This is a genomic window from Kitasatospora sp. NPDC008115, from assembly GCF_042957205.1.
GTDB lineage: Bacteria > Actinomycetota > Actinomycetes > Streptomycetales > Streptomycetaceae > Kitasatospora.
This window is the reverse complement of record NZ_JBIBHU010000006.1, coordinates 224,922-246,830: the sequence shown is the minus strand read 5'-3', so window position 1 is coordinate 246,830 and position 21,909 is coordinate 224,922. Positions and strand designations below refer to the sequence as shown.

General features: G+C 72.8%; 18 protein-coding genes. 7 read left to right on the top strand and 11 right to left on the bottom strand.

The window, feature by feature from the left end:
• Position 1 precedes the first annotated feature (1 nt).
• The 3 genes from ACFZBX_RS10655 to ACFZBX_RS10645 are packed head-to-tail and all read right to left on the bottom strand — an operon-like array spanning position 2 to position 3,936.
• Positions 2 to 1,285: an ABC transporter substrate-binding protein gene (locus ACFZBX_RS10655; RefSeq protein ID WP_391532917.1), complete on the bottom strand. Its 1,284-nt coding sequence runs from the start codon at positions 1,283 to 1,285 to the stop codon at positions 2 to 4.
• Positions 1,286 to 1,313: 28 nt separating this feature from the next.
• The gene (locus tag ACFZBX_RS10650) at positions 1,314 to 2,909 is read right to left on the bottom strand and encodes an FAD-dependent oxidoreductase (protein ID WP_391533080.1); all 1,596 of its coding nucleotides are present in this window, start codon (positions 2,907 to 2,909) and stop codon (positions 1,314 to 1,316) included.
• A gap of 1 nt (position 2,910) precedes the next feature.
• On the bottom strand, positions 2,911 to 3,936 hold the full coding sequence (locus ACFZBX_RS10645) for a LacI family DNA-binding transcriptional regulator (protein ID WP_391532916.1): 1,026 nt from the start codon (positions 3,934 to 3,936) through the stop codon (positions 2,911 to 2,913).
• An 892-nt stretch (positions 3,937 to 4,828) separates the two neighbouring features.
• Between ACFZBX_RS10645 and ACFZBX_RS10640 the strand changes: the two genes are divergently transcribed.
• The 3 genes from ACFZBX_RS10640 to ACFZBX_RS10630 all read left to right on the top strand — a co-directional run bounded on the left by ACFZBX_RS10640 (position 4,829) and on the right by ACFZBX_RS10630 (position 8,206).
• Positions 4,829 to 6,190 carry a bifunctional o-acetylhomoserine/o-acetylserine sulfhydrylase gene (locus tag ACFZBX_RS10640; RefSeq protein ID WP_391532914.1) on the top strand — a complete coding sequence of 454 codons (1,362 nt, stop codon included), beginning with the start codon at positions 4,829 to 4,831 and terminating at the stop codon, positions 6,188 to 6,190.
• On the top strand, positions 6,187 to 7,377 hold the full coding sequence (locus ACFZBX_RS10635; RefSeq protein WP_391533079.1) for a homoserine O-acetyltransferase: 1,191 nt from the start codon (positions 6,187 to 6,189) through the stop codon (positions 7,375 to 7,377). Before ACFZBX_RS10640 ends, ACFZBX_RS10635 begins: the two co-directional genes overlap by 4 nt.
• 130 nt (positions 7,378 to 7,507) lie before the next feature.
• Positions 7,508 to 8,206, top strand: coding sequence for a hypothetical protein (locus ACFZBX_RS10630; protein WP_391532913.1), 699 nt, complete (start codon positions 7,508 to 7,510; stop codon positions 8,204 to 8,206).
• 184 nt (positions 8,207 to 8,390) lie between these two features.
• Here ACFZBX_RS10630 and ACFZBX_RS10625 read toward each other — a convergent pair whose 3' ends face one another.
• The 3 genes from ACFZBX_RS10625 to ACFZBX_RS10615 form a co-directional block, all read right to left on the bottom strand.
• The gene (locus tag ACFZBX_RS10625; protein ID WP_391532912.1) at positions 8,391 to 9,389 is read right to left on the bottom strand and encodes a hypothetical protein; all 999 of its coding nucleotides are present in this window, start codon (positions 9,387 to 9,389) and stop codon (positions 8,391 to 8,393) included.
• 355 nt (positions 9,390 to 9,744) lie between these two features.
• The gene (locus ACFZBX_RS10620; protein WP_391532910.1) at positions 9,745 to 10,326 is read right to left on the bottom strand and encodes a hypothetical protein; all 582 of its coding nucleotides are present in this window, start codon (positions 10,324 to 10,326) and stop codon (positions 9,745 to 9,747) included.
• Positions 10,327 to 10,591: 265 nt separating this feature from the next.
• On the bottom strand, positions 10,592 to 11,104 hold the full coding sequence (locus ACFZBX_RS10615) for a SigE family RNA polymerase sigma factor (RefSeq protein WP_391532909.1): 513 nt from the start codon (positions 11,102 to 11,104) through the stop codon (positions 10,592 to 10,594).
• A gap of 250 nt (positions 11,105 to 11,354) precedes the next feature.
• Between ACFZBX_RS10615 and ACFZBX_RS10610 the strand changes: the two genes are divergently transcribed.
• Together ACFZBX_RS10610 and ACFZBX_RS10605 are read left to right on the top strand one after the other, a co-directional pair.
• Positions 11,355 to 12,152, top strand: a complete 798-nt coding sequence (locus tag ACFZBX_RS10610; RefSeq protein WP_391532908.1) for a hypothetical protein — start codon at positions 11,355 to 11,357, stop codon at positions 12,150 to 12,152.
• A gap of 480 nt (positions 12,153 to 12,632) precedes the next feature.
• Positions 12,633 to 13,499: a thermonuclease family protein gene (locus ACFZBX_RS10605; RefSeq protein ID WP_391532906.1), complete on the top strand. Its 867-nt coding sequence runs from the start codon at positions 12,633 to 12,635 to the stop codon at positions 13,497 to 13,499.
• Between the two features lie 8 nt (positions 13,500 to 13,507).
• Here ACFZBX_RS10605 and ACFZBX_RS10600 read toward each other — a convergent pair whose 3' ends face one another.
• The 4 genes from ACFZBX_RS10600 to ACFZBX_RS10585 all read right to left on the bottom strand — a co-directional run bounded on the left by ACFZBX_RS10600 (position 13,508) and on the right by ACFZBX_RS10585 (position 16,791).
• A complete protein-coding gene (locus ACFZBX_RS10600; RefSeq protein ID WP_391532905.1) occupies positions 13,508 to 14,644 on the bottom strand; it encodes a hypothetical protein in 1,137 nt (378 codons plus the stop codon).
• 13 nt (positions 14,645 to 14,657) lie between these two features.
• Positions 14,658 to 15,779: an S-adenosylmethionine:tRNA ribosyltransferase-isomerase gene (locus tag ACFZBX_RS10595; RefSeq protein ID WP_391532903.1), complete on the bottom strand. Its 1,122-nt coding sequence runs from the start codon at positions 15,777 to 15,779 to the stop codon at positions 14,658 to 14,660.
• Positions 15,780 to 15,783: 4 nt separating this feature from the next.
• A complete protein-coding gene (locus ACFZBX_RS10590) occupies positions 15,784 to 15,984 on the bottom strand; it encodes a hypothetical protein (protein ID WP_391532902.1) in 201 nt (66 codons plus the stop codon).
• A gap of 105 nt (positions 15,985 to 16,089) precedes the next feature.
• Positions 16,090 to 16,791, bottom strand: a complete 702-nt coding sequence (locus ACFZBX_RS10585) for a TetR/AcrR family transcriptional regulator (protein ID WP_391532900.1) — start codon at positions 16,789 to 16,791, stop codon at positions 16,090 to 16,092.
• Between the two features lie 196 nt (positions 16,792 to 16,987).
• On the opposite strand from ACFZBX_RS10585, the gene ACFZBX_RS10580 reads away from it, so the two are divergent.
• Entirely contained in the window at positions 16,988 to 18,223 is a 1,236-nt protein-coding gene (locus ACFZBX_RS10580; RefSeq protein ID WP_391532899.1) for a cytochrome P450, read from the top strand.
• A 236-nt stretch (positions 18,224 to 18,459) separates the two neighbouring features.
• Here ACFZBX_RS10580 and ACFZBX_RS10575 read toward each other — a convergent pair whose 3' ends face one another.
• Positions 18,460 to 18,885: an organic hydroperoxide resistance protein gene (locus tag ACFZBX_RS10575; RefSeq protein WP_391532897.1), complete on the bottom strand. Its 426-nt coding sequence runs from the start codon at positions 18,883 to 18,885 to the stop codon at positions 18,460 to 18,462.
• A 217-nt stretch (positions 18,886 to 19,102) separates the two neighbouring features.
• On the opposite strand from ACFZBX_RS10575, the gene ACFZBX_RS10570 reads away from it, so the two are divergent.
• Positions 19,103 to 21,907, top strand: coding sequence for an AAA family ATPase (locus ACFZBX_RS10570; protein ID WP_391532895.1), 2,805 nt, complete (start codon positions 19,103 to 19,105; stop codon positions 21,905 to 21,907).
• The last annotated feature ends 2 nt before the right edge of the window (positions 21,908 to 21,909 follow it).

The following is a 21,909-nucleotide window of genomic DNA, read 5'->3' as shown; positions in this document are numbered from 1 at the left end:
GTCACTTCTCCAGCAGCGGGGAGATGTTCTTGCACAGGTCGCCGAGAACGCCCTTGACGTCGGCGTTCGGCGTCCACAGCGGGTCCAGTCCGGCGCGGACCCGCTGGGCGAGTTCGGCCTGGCCGGCGTGGCCCGGCTTGACCACACCCTTCTTGACGCCGTTGACGACCACGCTTTCGAGCTGCTCGTTCTTCAGCAGCGGGTTGGTCTTGGCCAGGTTCTCCGCGGTGAGCTGGGACTCCCGGGGCGGCGGGAAGTAGGCGGCGAGCCTGGCGGAGTTCTCCGGGTTGGTGAAGTAGGCGAGGAAGTCCTTGGCCTCCTTGGTGTGGCCGCCCCGCTTGACCACGCCGATGCCGGCCTGGCCGATCACCGAGTAGTCGCCGGCCGGTCCGGCAGGCAGCGGCACCAGGTCCCACTCGAACTTGGCCCCGTCCAGCAGCGCCGCCCGGCTGATCTGGGAGATGGTCATCGCCGCGTCGCCGGTGAAGAAGTCGGCGGACTCTCCGGGGCCCGGCATCGCCTTGTCCTCGAAGATCCCCTTGTGCAGGGTGGTCATCGCGTCGACCATCGGCTGGCTGTTGAAGGTGCAGGTCTTGCCGTCGGCGCTCCAGGGCTCGGCCTTCCAGCCGCCCCAGAAGGTGGCCGCGTTGCTCCACTCCTTGTACTCGAAGTCCCGGATCACGATGCCGGCCTTGCCGGTGGAGCGGTGCACCTCGGCGCCCTCGGCGAGCACGGTCGTCCAGTCCCACGTGCCCGCCTTGATGAGCTCGTCCGGGGTCTTCTGGCCGGCCTGCTTCAGCAGGTCGCGGTTGACGAAGACACCGAACGGCGAGGTGGAGAACGGGTACGCGTACAGCTTGTCGTCGCGCTTCCAGAGCTTGGTGGTGCTCGGGATCAGGTCCTCGTACTGGTAGCCGCTGGTCTGCTTCAGGGTGTCGTCGAGCGGCACCAGGGCCCCGGAGCTGACGAAGTCGACCGCGTCCGTCTCGAAGACCCACGCCAGGTCGGGGGCGTTGCCGCCGGTCATCTGGGTGGTGAGCGCCGTGCTGTAGCTGTCGAACGGCAGCGGGTCGAACTTGATCTCCTTGATCTCGGGGTGGGCCTTCATGTACTCGGCGGCGATCTCGTTGAAGAGCGTCAGGTGCGGCTTGTTGGACGTCCAGACCGTCATCCGCAGGCTCACCGGACCCTTGTCGCCCCCCGAGCCCTCTCCACCGCACGCGGCCAGGACCAGCGTGGCGGACATCGCGGCGGCGGCCGTGGCCAGCCCTCTACGTATCGACATGGTGTTCTCCCTCGGTGTGCGTGGAGGCCTAGTAGCCCGTGATGTCGGGCCAGCGCAGTTCGACGCCGGCCGCGGTGAGCTGGTCCTGGAAGGCCGAGAGGAGTTCGGGGTTCTCCCGGACCGCGCGGGGGCGGGTGCCGTGGGCGAGGCAGAAGGCGGCGAGCGCGCCGGCGGCCTCCCCGATGTTCCACTCGACCGGGTGGACCCGGTAGGCGCCGTTGGTGATGTGGGTGGTGCCGATGTTCTTGCCGGCGGGCAGGAGGTTCTCGACCCTCTGCGGGAGGAGCGCGCCCAGCGGGATCTCGAACGGGCTGCAGCCGACGTCGATGTAGGTGTCGCCGCCCGTCGAGGGGTGCAGGTCGATCCGGTACATGCCCAGGCCGACGGAGTCCGGGTACCGCACGGCGCCCCGCTCCCCGCGGACGGCGAGCGAGAGGTCCTGCTCGACGACGGTGTAGTCGGCCTTGATCCGGCGCGCCTCGCGGATGTACGGGGCCTGGGCCAGGCCGTCGGTGCCGCCGGTGATGTCGCCGCGCAGCCGCAGCCCCGGGAATCCGGTGCCGCCGTCCGGGCGGGGCGCCTCGGTCTGCATCCAGTACAGGAAGGCGAAGCTCAGCTCCCTGGCCCGGCGCAGGTGGTCGGCGGCGTCGGGGACGTCGAGGACCGGGCCTTCGAGGTAGTCGATCATCGGCCAGTTGACCAGGGTGATGTCGCTGGGGTATGCGCCGTCGGTGAAGGTGCGTCGGGCGGCGATCCGGCGGAACGTCCACAGATTGGCGTTGCCGGGGTTGACGCGCTGGTCGGCGTTGACCGCCAGCGGGTCGTCGCTGGGGTTGGGGCTGAAATCGTGCCCGACCCGCTCCAGCGTCCTGGGGTGCGGGTACTGCCAGGACAACAGCGGTCCGCCCCACACCTCGGGCTGATAGGACCGCCAGAAGTCGTACTCCGCGGGCTTGTCGATGGTGTGGTCGCCGTCGACGTGGTCCATCGCGAAGCACACCGATACGGCCTGCATGTTCAGCGGCTGCGCGACCTGCGGGGCGCTCGGCTCGCCGGTGTCGGCGGCGGACTCGAAGCCGGTGACGTACTCGGTGCCGGTGAGCGGCAGCAGGTCGCCGGTCTCGGTGGCGTCCAGTACGTAGGAGGCGGTGGCGTGGACTTTCTCGCCGGTGTCGCGGTGCGTCAGGGTCACCGCGGTCACCCGGTCGCCGTCGGTGTCGGCGGCGGTCGGCCGGTAGGGCTGGAGGACGGTGAGCCGCCCGGCGGCGCGGTAGGGCGCGAGCATCGCCTCGATGACCGCCACCGCGACCCGCGGTTCGTGGCAGAGCTTGCTCACCCAGCCCCCGCCGGGGTTCAGTTCGAGGCGCGCCCTGGCCCGTTCGGTGAGCGGGTAGTGCCGGCGGTAGTAGTCGCGAATGCCGTCGCGCAGGGCCCGGTAGCCGGCCGTGACGCCGAACTGCTCCACCCAGGAATGCTCGTCCGGCGGCACTGCCTGGCTGGTGAGCTGCCCGCCGATCCAGTCGAACTCCTCGGTCAGCACCACGGTCCGGCCGGCGCGGGCGGCGGCGAGCGCCGCGGCGACGCCGCCCAGCCCTCCGCCGACCACCAGCACGTCGCTGCGTATCTCAGTCAAAACGGTCCTTTCTCGGTTCGCCGAGGGTCCGCCCCTCGACGAAGTGGCACGGCAGAAGCCGCTGGAGCGTGGTGGCCGACTCGTCTTCCAGTAAGGCGGCGAGGAGTTCCACCGACTGCCAGCCCATCTCCCGGCGCGGAATGCGGAAGCCGGTGCTCGCGATGCCGGCGTCCGCCGACTCGGCCGGTACGCCGGTCACCACGACCGACAGGTCACCGGGCACGTCGACGCCTCGCTCGCGGGCCGCCCGGATCAGCGCGACCCCGTCGGCGTAGCCCTCGACGACGGCGACGGTCACCCCGGCGGCGAGCAGCGCGTCCAGGGTCTCCCCCGCGGATCGGCCGGCTGTCCGCTCGTGCCGGCCGCTCCCTCGGGTGCCCGCACGGAACCCGTTCATCCGGTCGTCGGCGGACTCCGCGCCCTCGCCCGCTCCGACGTAGGCGAACTCCCGGTGCCCGAGCTCCCGGGCCCGCTCGACCAGCTGCTGGGTGGCGGCGGCGTAGTCCGCCCCCACGCAGGGCACCGGACCACCCGCGTCGTCGCGTCGGCCGACCGCCACGAACGGGTAGTTCTCGCGGTTCAGCCGGGCCAGCTCGTCGTGCGGTATGTCCCGGCCGAGCAGGATGCAGCCGTCGGCGATCCGCAGCCGGTTGTTCTCGTGGAACACCTTGCGCCGCCCGTCGGTGACCGGAGCGCTGGTGAACAGCAGCAGGTCGCGCCCGAGCTGCTCGGCACACTCCTCGATGCCGCGCAGGAACGGGTAGTAGAAGTCGGCGCTGGTGCTCGGGAACACCGATTCGTAGGTGAACACGCCGATGATCTGGTTGAGCTGACGCACCATGCGGCGGGCCACGGGGTCGGCCGCGTACCCGGTCTCGCGGATCACGTCGAGGACGCGCTGTCTGGTCTCGGGAGCGATGCGGGTCGTCGCGTCGGTCCTGTTGTTCAGCACGAGCGAGACCACCGCCTGGCTTACGCCGGCGAGGCGAGCGATGTCACGCTGCGTGATCCTTGGCACGGGGAACTCCTCCGGAGGCTACTGAAGCCCTCGCTGATAATACGTATTATCAACTCGGTGATCAGTGACGCTACTCGGGCCGTTACGCGGTGTCAACGATCCTGGTGGACTTTGCCAAGGAACTTGAAAAATCCAGGCAGATGGTCGATATTTCGTGATACCGATCGATTTGCCCCACCCCGGTGTTCCCGAGGTGGCAAGCATCCGTTCATCCGCTGCCCGGTGGGGCGGTGCCCGAGCTCCGGCCACCTCTCCTGGGCCCTTGCGCCGACTACCATCTGTAAGCAGCCGAGGCCGCCGGCTCATCGGCCCTCATCGACGCAGTGCCGAGCGACTCCGGGATCGAGGCGGGTCGGCCGTCCTGAGTACAGGGATGACGAGCCGCCGGAACGGATCGCCGCGCGCCGCACGGAACTGGACGAACTCGAAGAAGCACTGGCCGGAAAGCCCGCGGACGTGCGGGCCGGGCGGGCCTGACTAGCCGTCGCAAGCGGGTACTTGAAAGCCGGTGAGCGCCACCATGCCGGTCACGGCGGTGAGGTCGGCACGGATCCGGTCCATGTCGGGCCCGGTCTCGCGCAGGTCCGCCTCGGTGTCGTCTGTCGGACCGCCGTACTGTCCGGAATGCGGAACGCGGTGGTGTTCGCCACTCAAATGTGGTTGCCTGACCGCATGATCACGCTCGTGACCCGCCGCCACGTGGACTACACGCGTGTCACGACCATGAGTTGTCCCGCTGCCCGCTGACGCGGCGCCGTGGTGATCCCTTCCGCGCCGTAGCGCGATCCGCGCGCCGCTCCACCCGGAGCGTCCCTGCGCCCGTTCCCCGCACCCGCCGCTCACATCGGCGCCGGCCCGGCCCGCCGGGCTCCACATGTGTACGAGGAGAAGCATGAGCCAGCCGACCGACGCCGTCACCGCCGACCGCACGCCCGACGGCGAATCCACCGGATCCACCGCCCCCGCCTGGTCCTTCGAGACCCAGCAGCTGCACGCCGGTGCCGTGCCCGACCCCACCACCGGGGCCCGGGCGGTCCCGATCTACCAGACCAGCTCGTTCGTCTTCCGGGACACCCAGCACGCGGCCGACCTCTTCTCGCTCGCCGAGGCCGGGAACATCTACACCCGCCTCCACAACCCCACCCAGGACGTCTTCGAGCAGCGGATCGCCGCCCTGGAAGGAGGGGTCGCCGCCGTGGCGGTCGCCTCCGGCCAGGCCGCCGAGACCCTCGCCGTCCTCAACCTCGCGAGCGCCGGCGACCACATCGTCTCCAGTGCCTCCCTCTACGGCGGCACGTACAACCTCTTCCGGCACACCCTGCCGAGGTTCGGGATCGAGGTGTCCTTCGTCGAGGACCCGGACGACCTCGACGCCTGGCGGGCCGCCATCCGGCCCGGGACGAAGGCCCTGTTCTCGGAGACCCTCGGCAACCCGCGCGGCAACGTCCTCGACATCCGCGGCGTCGCCGACGTCGCCCACGAGGCCGGGATCCCGCTGATCGTCGACAACACCGTCCCCACCCCCTACCTGCTGCGCCCGATCGAGCACGGGGCCGACGTCGTCGTCCACTCGGCGACCAAGTTCCTCGGCGGCCACGGCACCACCCTCGGAGGCGTCGTCGTCGACGCCGGGACCTTCGACTTCGGCGCCCACGCCGAGCGCTTCCCCGACTACAACGAGCCGGACCCCAGCTACCACGGCCTGCGCTACTGGTCCGCCCTCGGGCCCGGCGCGTACGCCGTCAAGCTGCGCGTCCAGCTGCTGCGCGACCTCGGGCCGGCCATCGCGCCGCACTCCGCCTTCCTGCTGCTGCAGGGCGTGGAGACGCTGAGCCTGCGCATGGAGCGCCACTCGTCCAACGCCCAGGCACTCGCCGAGTGGCTGGAGCAGCGTGACGAGGTCTCCGCCGTCCACTACGCCGGGCTGCCCTCCAACCGCTGGTACGAGGCCGGGCAGCGCTACCTTCCGCGCGGCGCCGGGGCCGTGTTCTGCTTCGAGCTGCGCGGCGGCGTCGAGGCGGGCAAGCGGTTCGTGGACGCCGTCGAGCTCTTCAGCCACCTCGCCAACATCGGCGACGTGCGCAGCCTCATCATCCACCCGGCCTCCACCACGCACAGCCAGCTCGACGAGGAGCAGCTCGCCGCCACCGGCACCTCCCCCGGCCTGCTGCGGCTGTCCGTCGGCATCGAGAACCTGGAGGACCTCAAGGCGGACCTAGAGGCCGGCTTCCGCGCCGCGAAGGCGGCGTCCTGAACCCCGCGGACGGGACCGCCCCGCACGCGGCTCCCCCTCCCGCCACCGGTGCGTGGCGGGAGGGGGACCCGCCCGGGCGCCGCAACTGGTACGACCGTACGGAGCCCCTGCCGCTGGAGGCCGGCGGTCAGCTCCCCGGCGTGCGGCTGGCGTACGAGACCTGGGGGCGGCTCGCGCCCGACCGTTCCAACGCGGTCCTCGTCCTGCACGCGCTCACCGGCGACAGCCATGTCGCCGGACCGGCCGGGCCCGGTCACCCGACCTCCGGCTGGTGGGACGCCCTGGTCGGGCCGGGCCGCGCCCTCGACACCGACCGCTGGTTCGTGGTGGCGCCCAACGTCCTGGGCGGCTGCCAGGGCAGCACCGGCCCGGCCTCGCCGCGTCCTGACGGGCGGCACTGGGGCGGGTCCTTCCCGCGCCTGACCCAGCGTGACCAGGTGCTGGCCGAGACCGGGCTCGCCGACGCGCTGGGCATCGAGCGCTGGGCACTCGTGGTCGGCGGCTCGATGGGCGGGATGCGCGCCCTGGAGTGGGCCGTCTCCTACCCGGAGCGGGTCTCCTCGCTGTTCCTGCTCGCCACCACGGCGGTGGCGAGCGCGGACCAGATCGCCTGGACCACCGTCCAGTTGCACGCGATCCGCGCCGACCCGCACTGGCGCGGCGGCGACTACCACGACGCCGCTCCCGGGCAGGGCCCGCACGCCGGTCTGGGCGTCGCCCGGCGCCTCGCCCACGTCACCTACCGCGGCGCCGAGGAGCTGGACGTCCGCTTCGGCAACCGCGCCCAGGAGGGTGAGGACCCCGGGGCGGGCGGCCGCTACCAGGTCGAGTCCTACCTGGACCACCACGCCGCCAAGCTGGTCCGGCGCTTCGACGCGGCCAGCTACGCGGTGCTGGCCGAGGCGATGAACGCCCACGACGCGGGCCGGGGACGCGGCGGCACGCGCGCCGCCCTGGCCCGGGTGACCGCCCGGACCCTGGTGGCGGGGGTCGACACCGACCGCCTCTACCCGCTCGCCCAGCAGGAGGAACTCGCCGCCGGCATCCCCTCCGCCGACCGGGTCCGGGTGATCTCCTCGCCGTACGGCCACGACGGGTTCCTCGTCGAGACGGCGCAGGTCGCGGCGCTGATACGGGAGCTCGTGGACGACGTACGGGAGCCGTCGGCCACCGTCCGCGCCGGGTGAGGACCCCGGCGCGGGCCGGCAGAAGTCGCTGCCGGCCTCGTCGGACGCCTCCGGCGGCACGCTCCGCGCGCGGGCTGCCACCCTGGGCCTGACCGATGTCAGGACCACCATCCAGGGCACCACCATCACCGTGACCGCCCCCGGCGACGCCGGTGGGAAACTCACCGCCCTCACCAGGCCCGGGAAGCTGCTCATCCGCCCCGTCCTCGCGCTGGCACCGTGCCTGACGGCGCCCGGCCCGTCCGCCGCAGCGACCGGTGCCACCGGTGCCACGGTCGAGGCCGCTCCCTCCGGCCCGACGGACGCGCTCCCCCAAGGCACCCTCCCGCCCGAACTGGCCGCCCGGTTCGCCGCCCTCGACTGCGCCCCGGACCGCAATTCCCCGGGCCTCCAGGTCGCCGCGTCCGCTCCCGCACTCGCCTTCAGCGCCGCGGCGGAACACGACGTCCGGTACAAGTTCGCGCTGGGCCCCGCCTCCGTGGACAGTGCCGACATCATCGGCGCGGAAGCGGCTTTCGCCGCGCAGGAAGCCGCCGGCTGGCAGGTGCGGCTGTCCTTCAACACCACGGGCACCAAGGACTTCGCCGACAGCACCGGCCGGCTCGCCGCCCTGCCCACCCCCGCCAACGAGTTCGCGATCGTGGTGGACGGGGAGGTCGTGTCCCACCCCTATGTGAGAGAGGCCATCACCGGGGGCGAGGCGGTCATCAGCGGCTCCTTCACCCGCGAGATGGCCGAGCAGCTCGCTTCGGCGCTGGCCCACCAGCTGCCGATCGAACTCGATCAATCGGCCGTCGCCACGCTGCCACCCGCCAGAGCGACACCGTAGGACCTCGCCGCGGCCCGTCCCGCGGCCGGTCCGGTCCGACGGCGGCACCGGCCGCCGTCACCCGCGCGGAATCCGCCCCGGTGACGGCGGCACCGGGACCGTTCGGTCCCGCAGGAGGCCGATGACCAGACGTTCCAGAGCGGCTCTGATGACGCGGCCGTCCGAAGGAGTCTCCCGAGTGGGGTCACGCCTGCCCGGGGGTGACGAGGCGGGCCTTGTAGAACGGCTCGTCCAGGTGCGCGGTCTGCTTCCTGCCCTGGGTGACGAGGCCGATCGTGGAGGTGTCGGAGGCCTTGCCCATGGTCTGGGCGTACAGGACCGTGTCGCCGTGAACGCTCAGGCTCTTGAGGTTCGTTGCGGAGGGATGCTCCGTCAGGGGGTCCTTCGGTTCCACCTCGGACTGGAACGTCGTGCGCGGCACCGGCTCGGGCGGCGTCTCCAACGTGTCGAGGTCGAAGGCCACGACCCGTGACTCGGTGGCGATCCACAGGGTGTTCTCGTCGGCGCGGGCGATGTCGTGGGGACTCTCGTTCCAGCCCGGCTGTTCCATGTAACCGAGTTCGAGCGGCTCGGCGACCAGGGTGAACTGGTTCACGTACTGGAGCGGGCACTTGAGGTCCTTGCCCAGGCCGTACTGGCGCAGGACGCAGGTCCCCCGGTCCTTCGTGTCACGCGCGAGGGTGGTCCGGCCGATCGCCCACAGGTAGCCGCCCCCGGAGGCCTTCGCGGACTCGACCCACACCGAGCCGTGGCTGTCGACGAGGTCGTACGGCACCATCGCCTCCGGCCGGTCGTGCGGGATGAAGATCAGGTGGTCGCCGTCGTTGGCGTCCGCCTTCGGCGCGTGGACGACGACGTGGTCGCCCGGGAGCAGCGTCGCCGAGTGAACCCCTCCGCCCAGGTCCCCGAGTTTCGGGTCGCTGCGCCAGACCACCTTCCCCGTGGCGTACTCGATGACGAGCACCCGGGGATCCTTGCCCCAGCGCGCGGCGAGGACGACCTCGCCCCAGGTCGCGGAGCGGACCAGCTTCGCGTCGGTGTAGTGCGTGGACTCGACCTCGTCGGCCTTCGCCGGAGCCCAGACCTGCTTGGCGTCCAGCTGCCCGGCGGTCGCCGACGGGGTCAGTTCGAAGACCCTCGGCCCGTCGCCGCCGGGCGTGCTGAGAACGAACGGATTGCTCATGCCCCTGGCGTCCTCTCGTGGCGGTCGGCCGGCTGACCGGGATCACGATCGGCCACGACGGCAGCGGTACATCGGATCGTCCTGCCGCCGGGAACGGGGGTGCCGTGAGGTGTCCACGCGCCCGTGCCCGGGATCGGCCGCCCGGAAGGCGGCGACGCCTCCAGGCTCACCCCTCCCCCGGCCCTCGTCGTCGCGGGTGCAGCCGACGGAGCGAACGGCCCCCGGGGGAACAACCCGAACAGCCCCGGCGCCACCGGGGTCGGCCGGCTGCGGCTTGAGGCCGGTGGGCACGCGGAGCGGCGAGCACGTTCACCTCACCCGGTATGGACGTCAGCGCACCGGGCGGCGCCTTCTGTCAGCGGTTCCTGGCTGTGGGCTGCGTCTTCTGGTTGTAGATCTCCTCGCCGTCCGCGTTGAAGGCGTGGATATAGGAAGCCGGGGGTGAGGTGTTCGTGTTGGGGTCGGTGGCGATGGCGGCCGTGTAGGCGAACGCGCCGCCCGCCATGACGGCCGGGTACTGGGCCGGGTCGTCGCCGTAGCTGATGGTGACCTTGGCGACATCGGGTGTGTAGTGCCCGGCGCCCAGCGAGAGGAACTGCCCGGCGCCGGCCCGCGCAATGAAGCTGTCGAAGAACTCGATCAGGTGGCCGGCGCCCCACAGGCGGCCGTTGATCAACGTCGCGGGGACGGACAGGCTGTTGCCCTGGTTGCCCTTCGACTCGCACTGCACGTACTGGCCGGCGGAGTCGACGGCGATGACCACGCCGTCGGTGTCCGACGAGGCGACGGGAGCGCGGACCGCGATCACCGCCTGGTACTGCGACGCCGCCGAGCCCAGGCAGGAGGCCAGGATCCCGGCGACGGCCCCGGCGTCGATCGGAGTCGTCGTCGTACTGGTGACGGTGAAAGCAGCCGGGGGGTTGGGGGGAGCCGGCACGGAGGGGGTGTCTGTGGTGGCTGCTCCCTGCTGTGGTCCTGGTGAGCTTTGTGGCACCGGTGAGTGCCGTGGCCCCGGTGAGTGCAGAACGGACGGGAGAGCCAGGCACAGGGCCGCTACGGTGCAGACCGCGGTCACGCCCAGGGCCTGCCGGCGGTGGCGGCGCCGGTCGGCGCGTCGGCGGACCTCCGCAGCGGGCAGGGTCGGTGCGGGCATCTGCGTGCCGAGCAGCCGCAGCCGGTCGGCGAGGCTGTCGTGGGTGGGGTCAGACACGGAGCTTTCCTTCCTCGCTGGTCGGGGTCCGGTCGGCGAGTCTGGCCGCGAGCGCGGTCCGGCCGCGGGCGAGGCGGCTCTTGACGGCGCTGACGCTGGCGCCGGTCTCGGCTGCGACCTGCTCGACGGAGAGGTCGCACATGTGGTGCAGGACCAGGGCGTTTCGCTGTGCCTCGGGCAGGTCGCGGAGCGCGGTGACCAGCATCAGGTGCTCCTCGGTGGGCGGCTCGGCAGCGGGTGGCTCATGGCGGTGATGGCGTCCGGCCAGGTGCAGGCCCCGGGCGAGACGCCGCCAGCGGGAGTGGGCCAGCCGCCGGGCCGTGGTCCGGATCCACGCCTCCGGGGCGTCGTCCGGGGCGAAGGTGCGCCTTCGGTCCCACGCGCGGATGAAGGCCTCCTGGACCACGTCCTGCGCTTCGGACCAGTTGCCGGTCAGCGCGTAGAGCTGCCCGGTCAGGCGGGAGAAGGACGCCGCGTAGAACGCGTCGAACTCCTGTGGCGTCATCAAGGGCCTCTCCTCCGGGGCTGTCCGTCAGCTCGCGGCACAGGCGATGCACGAGGAGGCACTCCTCGGTCGCGGCGGTGGAGCCGTGCGTCCTGGGCGCGGCTCCCGCCTTGTACGCACGAGCGCCGTCCCAGGGTCGCACCGGCGGGCTATGAGCTGGATCACATGTGCGGGATGCGACCTGCCGGACGGCGGGGGGCGTACAGGGGTGCCGGCGTCAACCGGACGCCCGCAGGAAGGACACGGATTCATGCGTATCCGCCCGATCATGCTCATCGCCGCCACCGCCACCGCCGCAGCCGTCGCGGCCGCAGGGGGAATGGCCACCGCCGCAACCGGCACCTCCACGCCCGCCCCCACCGCCACGGCCCACGGCAAGCCCTCCGGTACGCCCACCGCCACGGCCCACGGCTCCGGCCCGGCCGGCGCCCCGGTTGTCTCCGGCGGCGGCTCGTCCGCCACCCCGGTGACCACCACCCCGGCTGCTTTCACCGTCACCAGTACGACGACAACTCCGATCGACGCCGGGGCCGTCGCCGGGATCCTGGCCTCCTGCCTGGGCTCGGCGGCGTCGCAGTACCAGGCGGTGATCGCGGTCCGCGCTCCCGTCGCCTCGTCGGACACCGACGGCGTGGTCGTCGCCGTCGACTCCGCCGGCCAGTACGTGCAGTGCGAGTCGAAGGGCAACCAGGGCACCAGCCTGTCCTCCCCCGCGACCTTCATCAACGACCGCCTGTGGGGCACCGGTCACCTGATCGAGTTCTTCGACAGCTTCAGCGCGCCGGCCGGCGGCCCCGGGCAGTTCCTCTCGCTGGGCGCCGGGCACTACACGCCCGATGTCGCCAAGGTCACCATCAGCTACGGCGACGACCCGACCCAGTACCCCACCATCATGGCGGGCGGCGCGTTCGCCTACACGGCCGCCGTCTCCACCGACCCCGACACGAACGCCTTCCGCCCGGCCCCCTACGTCCACGCCTTCAACGCGGACGGCAAGGAGATCTACAACCAGAAGACGCAGCCCACGGCCAAGGGCGCCCCTCAGTAGGCGTTGCCAGGTGCTTGGTGGTGGGGCGGTCCTCCCCTCCGCTCCACCACCCACCTCCTGCCGGCCTGGATCGGGGCGGGGGCGTCCTTGCGGGCGATCGCGCGTCGAAGCCCAACTCTCCGAGCGTGCAACGGTACTTGTCGCCGACGTGACCGCGGCCCGGGTTCGCTCCGGAATGCCCGCCGACCTCGCGCCGGGGGCGGGCGTCGGGGCTGCCGGGCCGTGACGGCGCTGCGCGGGACACGAGGGGGTGCGGGAACGGCCGGCGCGGCCCCGGTGGCGTGGACGGGAGCCCGGGCACGGCGACGCGCCGGGCGGGGACGCACCGGAGGGTCGTTGAACCCGGTCGCACCCGAACCTACAGTGACGCCACCCGGCCGCTTTCCGTCACAACCGCTTCACCAGGCGTGATCCCTGCTGCGAGGAACGGTGGCCTCCGGCAGCGCGGGCGGCCCCCCTTCCACCCCGACGAGGCCTCCCATGCCCATGCTGCTCGTCCACGGCACCTACGACATCGTCAAGACCGAGCCTGACGGCGACACCATCGCCTTCATCCCCACCGACCCGAACGTGTGGGACAGGCTCCGCGCCTGTCCGGTCGACCACAAGCCGGAGACCGGCAGGGCGAAACTCCGGCTGGAATCCGTGGACGCCCTGGAGACCCACTACGAGGCGAGCGGCCCTCGGACCCACCAGCCGCTCGCCCTCGCCCACCAGGCGAGGAACGAACTCCTGAAGTTCCTCGGCTTCACCGACGTCGAGTTCGACCACGAGGAGGTCAAGAGGGCCACGCCGGCCAATCCACCCGGCTGGATCCTCACCCGGGGTGCCGACTCCTTCGGACGCTGCGTCGCCCTGGTCGGCACCGGCATGCCGCCGGGCGCCGACGGCACCCAGATCCCGGTGGACGTCCCGCTGCTGCGGACCACGGCGAACCATCGCCTGATCGCCGACGGTCTGGCCTACCCGACCTTCTACAAGGGGTTCTTCGACGACCTTCGCGAGGAGCTGAGGGCCGTCGCCCGCCAGGCCCGGGCCGACCGGAAGGGGGTCTGGGAGTACGACGTCACCACCAGCCCTGCGGGCGCGTACGTCCCGGACAAGCGTTCCCTCACCAAGGTGGTCATGGTTCCCAAGCTGTTCCGGCGGCTGGTGGAGCACTACAACCGGGTCGGCGAGGACCTGAGCACCTTCCCGATCTTCCTGGCCGGGGCCGGAGACACCGTCAAGGTGGTGCTCCCGACCGACGAGATGGAGGACAGCCTCGTGCCGCTGGTCCACGTCCTCGACGACAGCACCGTCCGGATGACCGCCGACATCGAGAACCTCGTCTTCCAGAAGGGTTGACGGGCCCGTCAAGGCCGCTCGCGGCGGTCGCCGGAAGCCGTCGGCCCGGAGCGGCCCGGCCGGGGCCGCTCCAGCGCGTGCTCGGCGGCGTCGGCGATGTCGTGCCGCCCGCGCGCTCTGGCGTCGAGCGCCAACTCGCGCATCGACACCCGGGCGTCCTCCGACTCCACCGGCACGGTGCGCAGCCGGTGGAGGTCGAGCACCCGGGGCAGGGTGCGGCAGCGTCCCAGTGCGCCGGCCAGTTCCAGGGCGGCCATGGTCCGCAGGCACTTCTCGCACTCGCCGCAGTTGTGGCCGGGCCGGCTGCGCCAGCACACCCCCAGGTTGTCCAGCGCCAGCGCGGAGCCGACGAGCCGGCGCTCGACCTTGCCCGTTCGGGTGGCCTCGGCGCCGTCGTGGACGATCTCCAGTCCCTCGGTGGACCAGAGGTGGTCCAGCAGCGGGTGCGAGCCCAGCGGGGGCAGGTGGCGGTACTGGTCGCTGGCCGCGATCAGGCAACGGCCGAGCAGGCCCTGCAGTGACAGTGCGACGCCGCCGAGCGCCGCGCCGTGGTAGGCCTCCCACGTGGTCAAGGGCTCGGCGAAGGAGCGGATGTTGGTGTCCACCACCACGGCCCGGCAGCGGCTTCGGGCGGCCACCTGCCCGATCCGGGCGACCAGTCGGTCGTGGTCCGTTCCGGAGTCCTGTTCGAAGTTCGCGAACAGCAGGTCGGTGACCGGCTGGTGGTGGGGCTCCGTGCGGCGCTCGCCGTCCTTGAGCAGGCTGTAGAAGCAGTCCACCCCGGTGGTGAAGAACAGCCCGACGGCGTCCTCGCCGCCGGTCGCGACGGCGGTCCCGGTCGCCGTCACCCGGACCGGGCGGAGCCGTTCCCACCAGGCGGAGTAGATCTCCATCACGGTACGGGCGGATCTGAGCAGCCGGGGGGAGACCGGGGCGTCGACCAACAGGTCCTCGCCGAGGCTCATGGCGGGCATGACGAGCGCGGCGAGGAAGGCGTCGCCACGCTCCGGCAGCCGGTCGGCTTCACCGCCGCGTACGGTGAAGTGCAGGCGTCCCACGCCGAGCGCGGCCTTGGCGCGCACCCGTGCGGACAGCTCCCAGCCCTGCGCGGTCCCGGTTCGCCTGACGTCCTCGACGATCAGCACGGTCGCCCTCCGTTCAGACGATCAGCATCGAGTCGCCGAATTCGTGGAAGCGGTACTCCCGGGGGATCAGCTCCCGCCGGTAGACGTCCAGCAGGGGCGCCCGTCCGGTGAACGCCGAGGTGAGCAGCAGCTCGGAGCTCTTCGGCCGGTGCAGGTTGGTCAGGAACCCGTCGCAGGCGTGGAACCGGTGCCCCGGGACGATCCGCAGCCGGGTGAAGCCGGTGGCCGCCGGGACGCGGCCGTCCTCGCCGGTGACGCTCTCCAGTGTGCGCAGCGCGGAGGTTCCGCACACCATGATCCGGCCGCCGCGAGAGCGGCGTTCGTTGATGGTCTCGGCGGTCCCGGCGGTGACCTCGTAGCGCTCGGCCCCCGGGAAGTCGAATCCCTTGACCTGAGTGGCGCGGTCGACCCGGTCCTCGGCCGCGATGTCTCCGACGCCGCCGGCGGCGACCTGCTGCTGGAACAGCTGCCGGACGAAGTGGTGCGACCGTGCCGCGAGCAGCAGGGTCACCTCGGCGACGGCCACGCCGCGGGCCCGCAGCTCGTCCAGGACGGCGGGGGTGAAGTGGCGTCCGGCCGAGGGGAAGAGGACGGCGCCGGGGCGCGAGGCGTAGGTGGTCTGGTAGTACTCCGGGTCGGCGGGAGCCTGCTTGAGGTAGCCGGGGTAGATCGGTTCGGCGAGCCGGTAGAGGGTGTCGCCGTCGGCGGGGTCGAGCTCGATCCGCCAGACGCCCGGATCCGCCTCGGCGAGCAGGCGGCCGGCGACCTGGCGTTCGGGGCCGAGGACGAACCGGGCGCCGGGCCGGCAGACCGCTTCGGGTGCCACCAGGCAGTGCCAGGTGCCGTCCTCGTTCGGCGAGTGGATGCTCACCGCGACCACCTTGCCGTCCTGGTCCTCGCCGTGCAGCAGGGTCGGCACCACCCGCGCGTTGTTGACCACGAGGACGTCCGACGGCTCGAAGTACTCGGCGATTTCGTGGAAGCCGCGGTGCTCGACCTGATCCGTGCCGCGTCGCAGCACGGCGAGGCGGGCATCGCTGCGCCGGCCGCCGCGCGCCTCCGGCGGCTCCTGCGACACCAGCTCTCCGGGGAGGTCGAACTCGTAGTCCCCGGGGTACTCCGTGCTCTCCACCATGGCCTCACACCTCATGAAGGACGTATGCGGACCGGTCGAAGGTATCCCGGGCGACGGTGACGATCACGCTGTGACACACGGTCAGTCGCGTCGAGTGGTCGATCGCTGCAGTCGTGGCGCGGTCGGCACCGGCCGTCATCTTTCCGACCCGATCCCATGCCTGAGCGCGCGGAACCCCGGGCGCCGCCTCGGCGATGCCCGTCATGCCGGGTCACACCTGGAGAGCTGCCCCCGGTCGGACGGCCTGGCTGCCCCCCGGTGAAACGGCGGCCCGGCCGCGATTGCCGTCGATCGCCGCGTCGCTGCCGCGTCAGTCCCGGCGGTCGCCCGATCGGCGGCGGCCGGGGCTGCGGTGCGGGCCCAGTTCGCCCAGTGCGGCGTGGAGTTGGGCGGGGGTGAGAGCAGGGGCGGGCAGCGGCGGCGTGGTGGGTACGGCGCGCAGGCCGTCGACGAGCAGGGCGAGGGGGCGACGCCAGGCTTCGGCGGACGCCGCCGCCGTCAGCGCCGGGACCGCACGGCCGAGAGCGGCCAGGGCGAACAGGACGTCCTCCACGGTGACATCGGGCCGGACGCTGCCCTCCGCCCGCCCGCGTTCCAGTAGCAGTTCCAGCGTGCGGCGGTTGTGCGCGTGCACGGAGTCCAGGGACTCGACGCCCTGGAGGCGTGTGGTCATGAGGTCGTTGGTGCCGCGATCGGCGGCCAGCACCGTGAAGACCGCGTCCAAGTAACCCGTCAGCGCCGCCCAGGCGTCCGGAGCCGTGCGGGCCCGTTCGCCGACCGCCACCGTGTCGGCCAGCGGATCGTGGAACACCGCGTCGACGAGCGCGGCCCGGGTGGGGAAGTGGCGGTAGAGCGTCGCGTTCCCCACGCCCGCCCTCCGGGCGATGACGTCGAGTGGCGCTTCGAGCCCCTGCTCGGCGAACACCGCGTGGGCCGCCTCGACGAGCAGCTCCCGGTTGCGCCGCGCATCGCGCCGCGACGGGGGCGGCGTGCGCTGGTCCCCGGTGGTCATCGCGTCCTCCGTCGTACCTCTCGACCGAAAGCGGGGAGCATTCCCCGTTCGGGATGCTATCGTCCCGGCAGGAAACAGGGACTGGTCCCCATTTCCTGCCGGGCCCCTATGACACGCGGGAGGCGGACCGTGGACGGAACGGCACTGCTGCTCGGCGTCGGCGGCCCGCCCCCGCGACTCACCACCGGAGAGCCCCGTGAAACAGGCACCCACCTTGCAGGAACTGGCCCCCGACGGCCACGACCTGGCGGCCGACCCCTTCCCCCTCTACGAGCAGTTGCGCGCGAAAGGCCCCGTCCACCGCATCCACGTACCGGAGAGCGGCGCCTGCTGGCTCGTGGTGACCCGGGACGCGGCACGACAGGCCCTCACCGATCCCCGGCTGCGCAACGACATCGCCCATTCCTCGTCATGGCGCACGGACGGCGGTCACGCCATCGGCCGCAACATGCTCCAGAGCGACCCGCCGCAGCACACGCACCTGCGCCGACTGGTCGCGGGCCACTTCGCCCCGGCCCGCATCACCGCGCTGCACGGACAGATCGAGGCCATCGCCGACGACCTGCTCGCGACGCTGCCGGAACGGGGAACCGTCGACTTGGTGCACCGGTACGCGCTCCCACTGCCCGTCGCGGTGATCTGCGCACTTCTGGGTGTACCGGAGGCGGACCGCGCCCCGTTCCACACCTGGTCGACCGAGCTGGTCCTGCCGTCGTCCCCGGAGGCGGCAGCGGCGGCCTCGGCGGAACTGGCCTCCTACATCTCCGACTTGACGGCAAGCGCCGACCCGATCGGCGGTCGGGCCCAGGGATCGGACAGCACGCTGCTCGCCGACCTGGCGGCGGCGGAACGCGCGGCGCGCGGACCGGGGCCGGGAGCGCAGGCGGCGGGCCTCACCCGTGAGGAACTCCTCGGGATGGTGTTCCTCCTCCTCGTCGCCGGTCACGAGACGACGGTCAACCTGATCTCCGCCACCGTGCACAGTCTGCTCGCCCACCCCGCCCAACTCGCCCTGCTGCGTGCCGATCCCGCACTCCTCCCCCGTGCCGTGGAGGAGTCGCTGCGGTACAACACCCCGGTCCGCGCCTCCGCGTTCCGGTTCGCGGCCGAACCACTGGACCTGGCCGGAACCCCGGTCGCGGCGGGCGACGCGGTCCTGGTCTCCCTCGCCGCGGCGTCCCGCGACCCGCTCCCCTTCCCCGCACCCGACCGCTTCGACATCCGCCGCCAGGGCCCCGGCCACCTCGGCTTCGGCCACGGACCGCACCACTGCCTCGGCGCCCCGCTCGCCCGCGCGGAGACCACCGTCGCGCTGCGCCGCCTCCTCGAACGTCATCCGGCGATCGACTTCGCCACGGACCCGTCCCGGCTGACCTGGCGGACGAGCACGCTGCTGCGGGGCCTTGCGGAACTGCCGGTGCGTCTGGGGTGATCGCCGATCTCTGCCGGCCGGGACGCCGCGGAAGCGGGCCGGCCGTGCGGGGACGGGGGCGGGGCGGGTCAGCAGTCGATCCTCGAACCGTCCACGGCGGCCTCGGCGGAGGTCCGGAACGTTCCGTCAGCCTCCGCTCCCTGTGTGACGAACGTGATCGTCAGCGTCTCCCAGCCCAGTTCCGACTTCCTCGTGAAACACGTCCGCACGACTGTGCGGGACCTCCAGGGCCGCGCTCAGATGGCGGCGGCGGCGAGGGTGACGGGGATGTTGCCCCTGGTCGCCTTGGAGTAGGGGCAGGCCTGGTGGGCGGCCTCGGCGAGTTCGTCGGCGGTGCGCTGGTCGACGCCGCCGACGCGCGGGGCCAGCGTGGCCCGGAGCGAGAACCCGCCGTCGTCGGCGTGCTGGAGGGTGACCTCGGCGGTGACCGCGGTGCTGGTCGGCCTGATCCCGCGCCGGGCGGCGGCGTGGCGGAGGGCGCCGAGGAAGCAGGCGGCCCAGCCCGCGGCCAGGAGCTGTTCCGGGTTGGTGGCGTCGCCCGCTCCGCCCAGTTCCCCGGGGATGGACAGGCGGTGCCGGAGCAGGCCGTCGGTGGAGCGGACGGTGCCGCCGTTGCGGCCCTCGCCGGTGGCTTCGACCGTGGCGGTGTAGTTGACGGCCATGCGGCGCCCTTCCTGCGTGCGGATCGGGGGACGTGTGCTCGATCGCGTTGATCGTCTTCCCCGGCGCCGCCCCGTCGAGCCGGTGCCGGACCCTGGTCACCCCCCGGCCCGGGTACTGGCCAGGGTTCGGCACCGGCTCGACGGGGCGGCGGTCCCGGGATCGTGATCGGTGGACGCGCGGTGAGGGCGGCGTCGGAGGGGAAGGGGAAGGGCGGGCATGGAGTCCATCAGCACGACGATGGTGGGCCGCGAGGACGAGCAGGCCAAGCTGGCGGCGTTCGTGCGGTCCACCACCGGCCAGGCGCTGGTCCTGCGCGGGGAGACCGGGGTCGGCAAGAGCTCGCTGCTCCGCCACGCCGCCGCACTGGCGGAACGGAAGGGACACCTGGTCGTCCGGGCCTCCGGCGTCGAGGCGGAATCCGCGCTGCCCTACGCCGGGCTGCACCAGGCCCTCCACCCGCTGCTCGCCGACGTCGCACGGCTGGAGGACGGGACCAGGGCGGTGTTCGACGCCGTGTTCGGCGGGGTGCGGGGCGATCCGCCGTCGGTCATGGCGCTCGGCATCGCCGTCCTCACCCTGCTGTCGCTCCCCGCCACCGCGCAGCGGTCGCTGCTGCTGGTCCTCGACGACGGGCAGTGGCTGGACGATTCCAGCGCCGACGTCTGCGGCTTCGTGGGCCGACGCCTGAGCGGCGGCCAGGTGAAGCTGCTGGTCGCGGTCCGCACCGACCTCGCCTCGCGCTTCGACACCGCCGCGCTGCCCGAACTGCCGGTCGCCGCCCTCACCGACGAGGACGCGGCGCGCCTGCTGGACCAGCGCTACCCGGACCTCGGCCGGCAGACCCGCCGCATCGTCCTGGAGCAGGCGCAGGGCAACCCGCTGGCCCTGCTGGAGCTGCCCGCCCACTTCGCCGGCCGGTCGGACGACCTCCCGGCCGACGACCTCATCGGCCTCATCGGCCGGCACGGCGTGCCGCTGCCCCGCCGGCTGCAGCGGCTGTTCGGCGCCCGCATCGCCGGCCTCGACGAGCGGCTGCGGGCCGAACTGCTCATGGGCGCGCTCGACGGCGCCGGGACCGCGAGCGGCGCCGACGTTGTCCCCGGCACCCGCTACGCCATGCGCGACGCCGACCCGGCCGTGGCCGCCGGGCTGCTGGAGGTCGAGGCGGCCACCGGTGAGTTCGTCTTCCGCCACCCGCTGGTGCGTTCCGCCGTCGTGCGGACGGCCACGCCCAACCAGCGTCGCGCCGCGCACCTGGCGCTGGCGCGCGTCCACCGGGAGAACCTCGAACGCCGGGCGACGCACCTGGCGGCGGCGACGGTCGACCCCGACGAGGAGGTCGCCGGCGTCCTGGAGGCGGCGGCCGAGTCGGCGACCCGGCGCGGCGGCGCGCTGGCGGCGGTGACCTGGCTGACCCGGGCCGCCGAGCTCAGCGAGAACCGCACCCACCGGTCACGGCGGCTGGCGGACGCGGCCTTCGTCGCCGGTCACGCCGCCCGCCTCGGCCAGGCGCACCGCCTGGTCCGCGCGGACCTCGCGTCCGGATCGACGCAGTCGCCGGCCGCGGTGCTGGCGGCCTCCTACCAGGCGCTCTACCAGGACGGGGACGTCCGCTCCACCCACCGGCAGGTCTCGGCCGCGATCGAGCGGCTGCGGGACGACGGAACCGCCCGGCCCACCGCCGGCGGGACCGAGCGGGAGGACGTCCTCACCCGGCTGGTGGACCTCCTCCTGGCGATCAGCCAGTACGCCGGGGACCAGGCGGCCTGGGAGCGGACGCACGAACTCCTCGCCTCCCTGGGCGGCCTCGTCACCGAGCGCTCACGCCTCTACAGCGGCACCTGGAGCGATGTCACCAGGCACGGAGCCGGCTGGGCCGGGCCGGTGCGGGACGCTGCCGCGAACCTGCCGGGCCTGGAGCCCTGGCACGTCACGCGGTTGGGCGCGTCCGCGTACCACCTCGACATCCTGGGCTACTACCGTCCGCACCTGCAACGCGTGGTGGACCGCGAACTGGAGACCGGGGCCGTGGCCACCGGCATGGTGATGCTGCACCAGATCACGCTCGACCGGATCTCGGTCGGCGAATGGGCCGACGCCGAGGAGACCGGACGGCGCGGCCTGGACCTCGCGACCGAGCACGGCCACCACCTGTTCGCCGCCCAGAGCCGCGCGTACCTGGCCCAACTCGCCGCGCTGCGCGGCGATTGCGGGCGGGCGCGGGACCTCCAGGCCGAGGTGGACGCCTGGGCCCGGCCACGCGGACTGGGGTTCCTGACCCAGGTCGCCGACTCCGCCGGCGCGACCGCCGCGCTGGGCTCCGGCGACTACGAGGCCGCGTACCTCTACGCCATCGGCATCACCCGGCCGGGCACGTTCCGGCCCTACGCGTACCAGGCCTCGCGCACCCTGCTCGACCTCGTCGAGGCCGCCCGGCACACCGGACGCGTCGAGCAGGCCCGGGCGCACGCCCTCGCCGCCCGCGACGCCGGCCTGCCGGACGTCTCACCGCGCCTCGGGCTGGTCACCTACGGCGCGCTGGCGATGACCGCCGAGAGCGAGCGGGAGGCCGCCGGGATGTTCGCACGGGCCGAAGCCCAGCCGGACGCCGCCCGGTTCCCGTTCGAGCTCGCCCGGATCCGGCTGGCGCACGGCGTCCGGGTGCGCCACGTCCAGGGCCGGGCGGCGGCGCGGCAGCACCTGGTCCCGGCGGCCGAGGCGTTCGAACGGCTGGGGGCCGCCGGCTGGACCGAGCGGGCACGGGCCGAACTGCGCGCCACCGGCGCCCCGCCCCGGGCTTCGACGCTGAGCCTGGCCTCGCTGACCTGGCAGGAGCGCCGCATCGCCGATCTGGCCGCCAGCGGCCTGACCAACAAGGAGATCGGCGAGCGGATGCACCTGTCGCCGCGCACCGTCAGCTCGCACCTCTACCGGGTCTTCCCCAAGCTGGGCATCACGGCCCGGGCGGCGCTGCGCGACGCGCTGAGCCGCGCCGAGGAGGTGCCGCAGGCGCAGGCCTGACG

Bases quoted from the DNA above. Each gene is read 5' to 3' on its own strand.
- ACFZBX_RS10655 (WP_391532917.1), bottom strand. From the start codon at position 1,285: ATGTCGATACGTAGAGGGCTGGCCACGGCCGCCGCCGCGATGTCCGCC.
- ACFZBX_RS10640 (WP_391532914.1), top strand. From the start codon at position 4,829: ATGAGCCAGCCGACCGACGCCGTCACCGCCGACCGCACGCCCGACGGC.
- ACFZBX_RS10625 (WP_391532912.1), bottom strand. From the start codon at position 9,389: ATGAGCAATCCGTTCGTTCTCAGCACGCCCGGCGGCGACGGGCCGAGG.
- ACFZBX_RS10615 (WP_391532909.1), bottom strand. From the start codon at position 11,104: ATGACGCCACAGGAGTTCGACGCGTTCTACGCGGCGTCCTTCTCCCGC.
- ACFZBX_RS10610 (WP_391532908.1), top strand. From the start codon at position 11,355: ATGCGTATCCGCCCGATCATGCTCATCGCCGCCACCGCCACCGCCGCA.
- ACFZBX_RS10605 (WP_391532906.1), top strand. From the start codon at position 12,633: ATGCCCATGCTGCTCGTCCACGGCACCTACGACATCGTCAAGACCGAG.
- ACFZBX_RS10595 (WP_391532903.1), bottom strand. From the start codon at position 15,779: ATGGTGGAGAGCACGGAGTACCCCGGGGACTACGAGTTCGACCTCCCC.
- ACFZBX_RS10590 (WP_391532902.1), bottom strand. From the start codon at position 15,984: ATGACGGGCATCGCCGAGGCGGCGCCCGGGGTTCCGCGCGCTCAGGCA.
- ACFZBX_RS10585 (WP_391532900.1), bottom strand. From the start codon at position 16,791: ATGACCACCGGGGACCAGCGCACGCCGCCCCCGTCGCGGCGCGATGCG.
- ACFZBX_RS10575 (WP_391532897.1), bottom strand. From the start codon at position 18,885: ATGGCCGTCAACTACACCGCCACGGTCGAAGCCACCGGCGAGGGCCGC.
- ACFZBX_RS10570 (WP_391532895.1), top strand. From the start codon at position 19,103: ATGGAGTCCATCAGCACGACGATGGTGGGCCGCGAGGACGAGCAGGCC.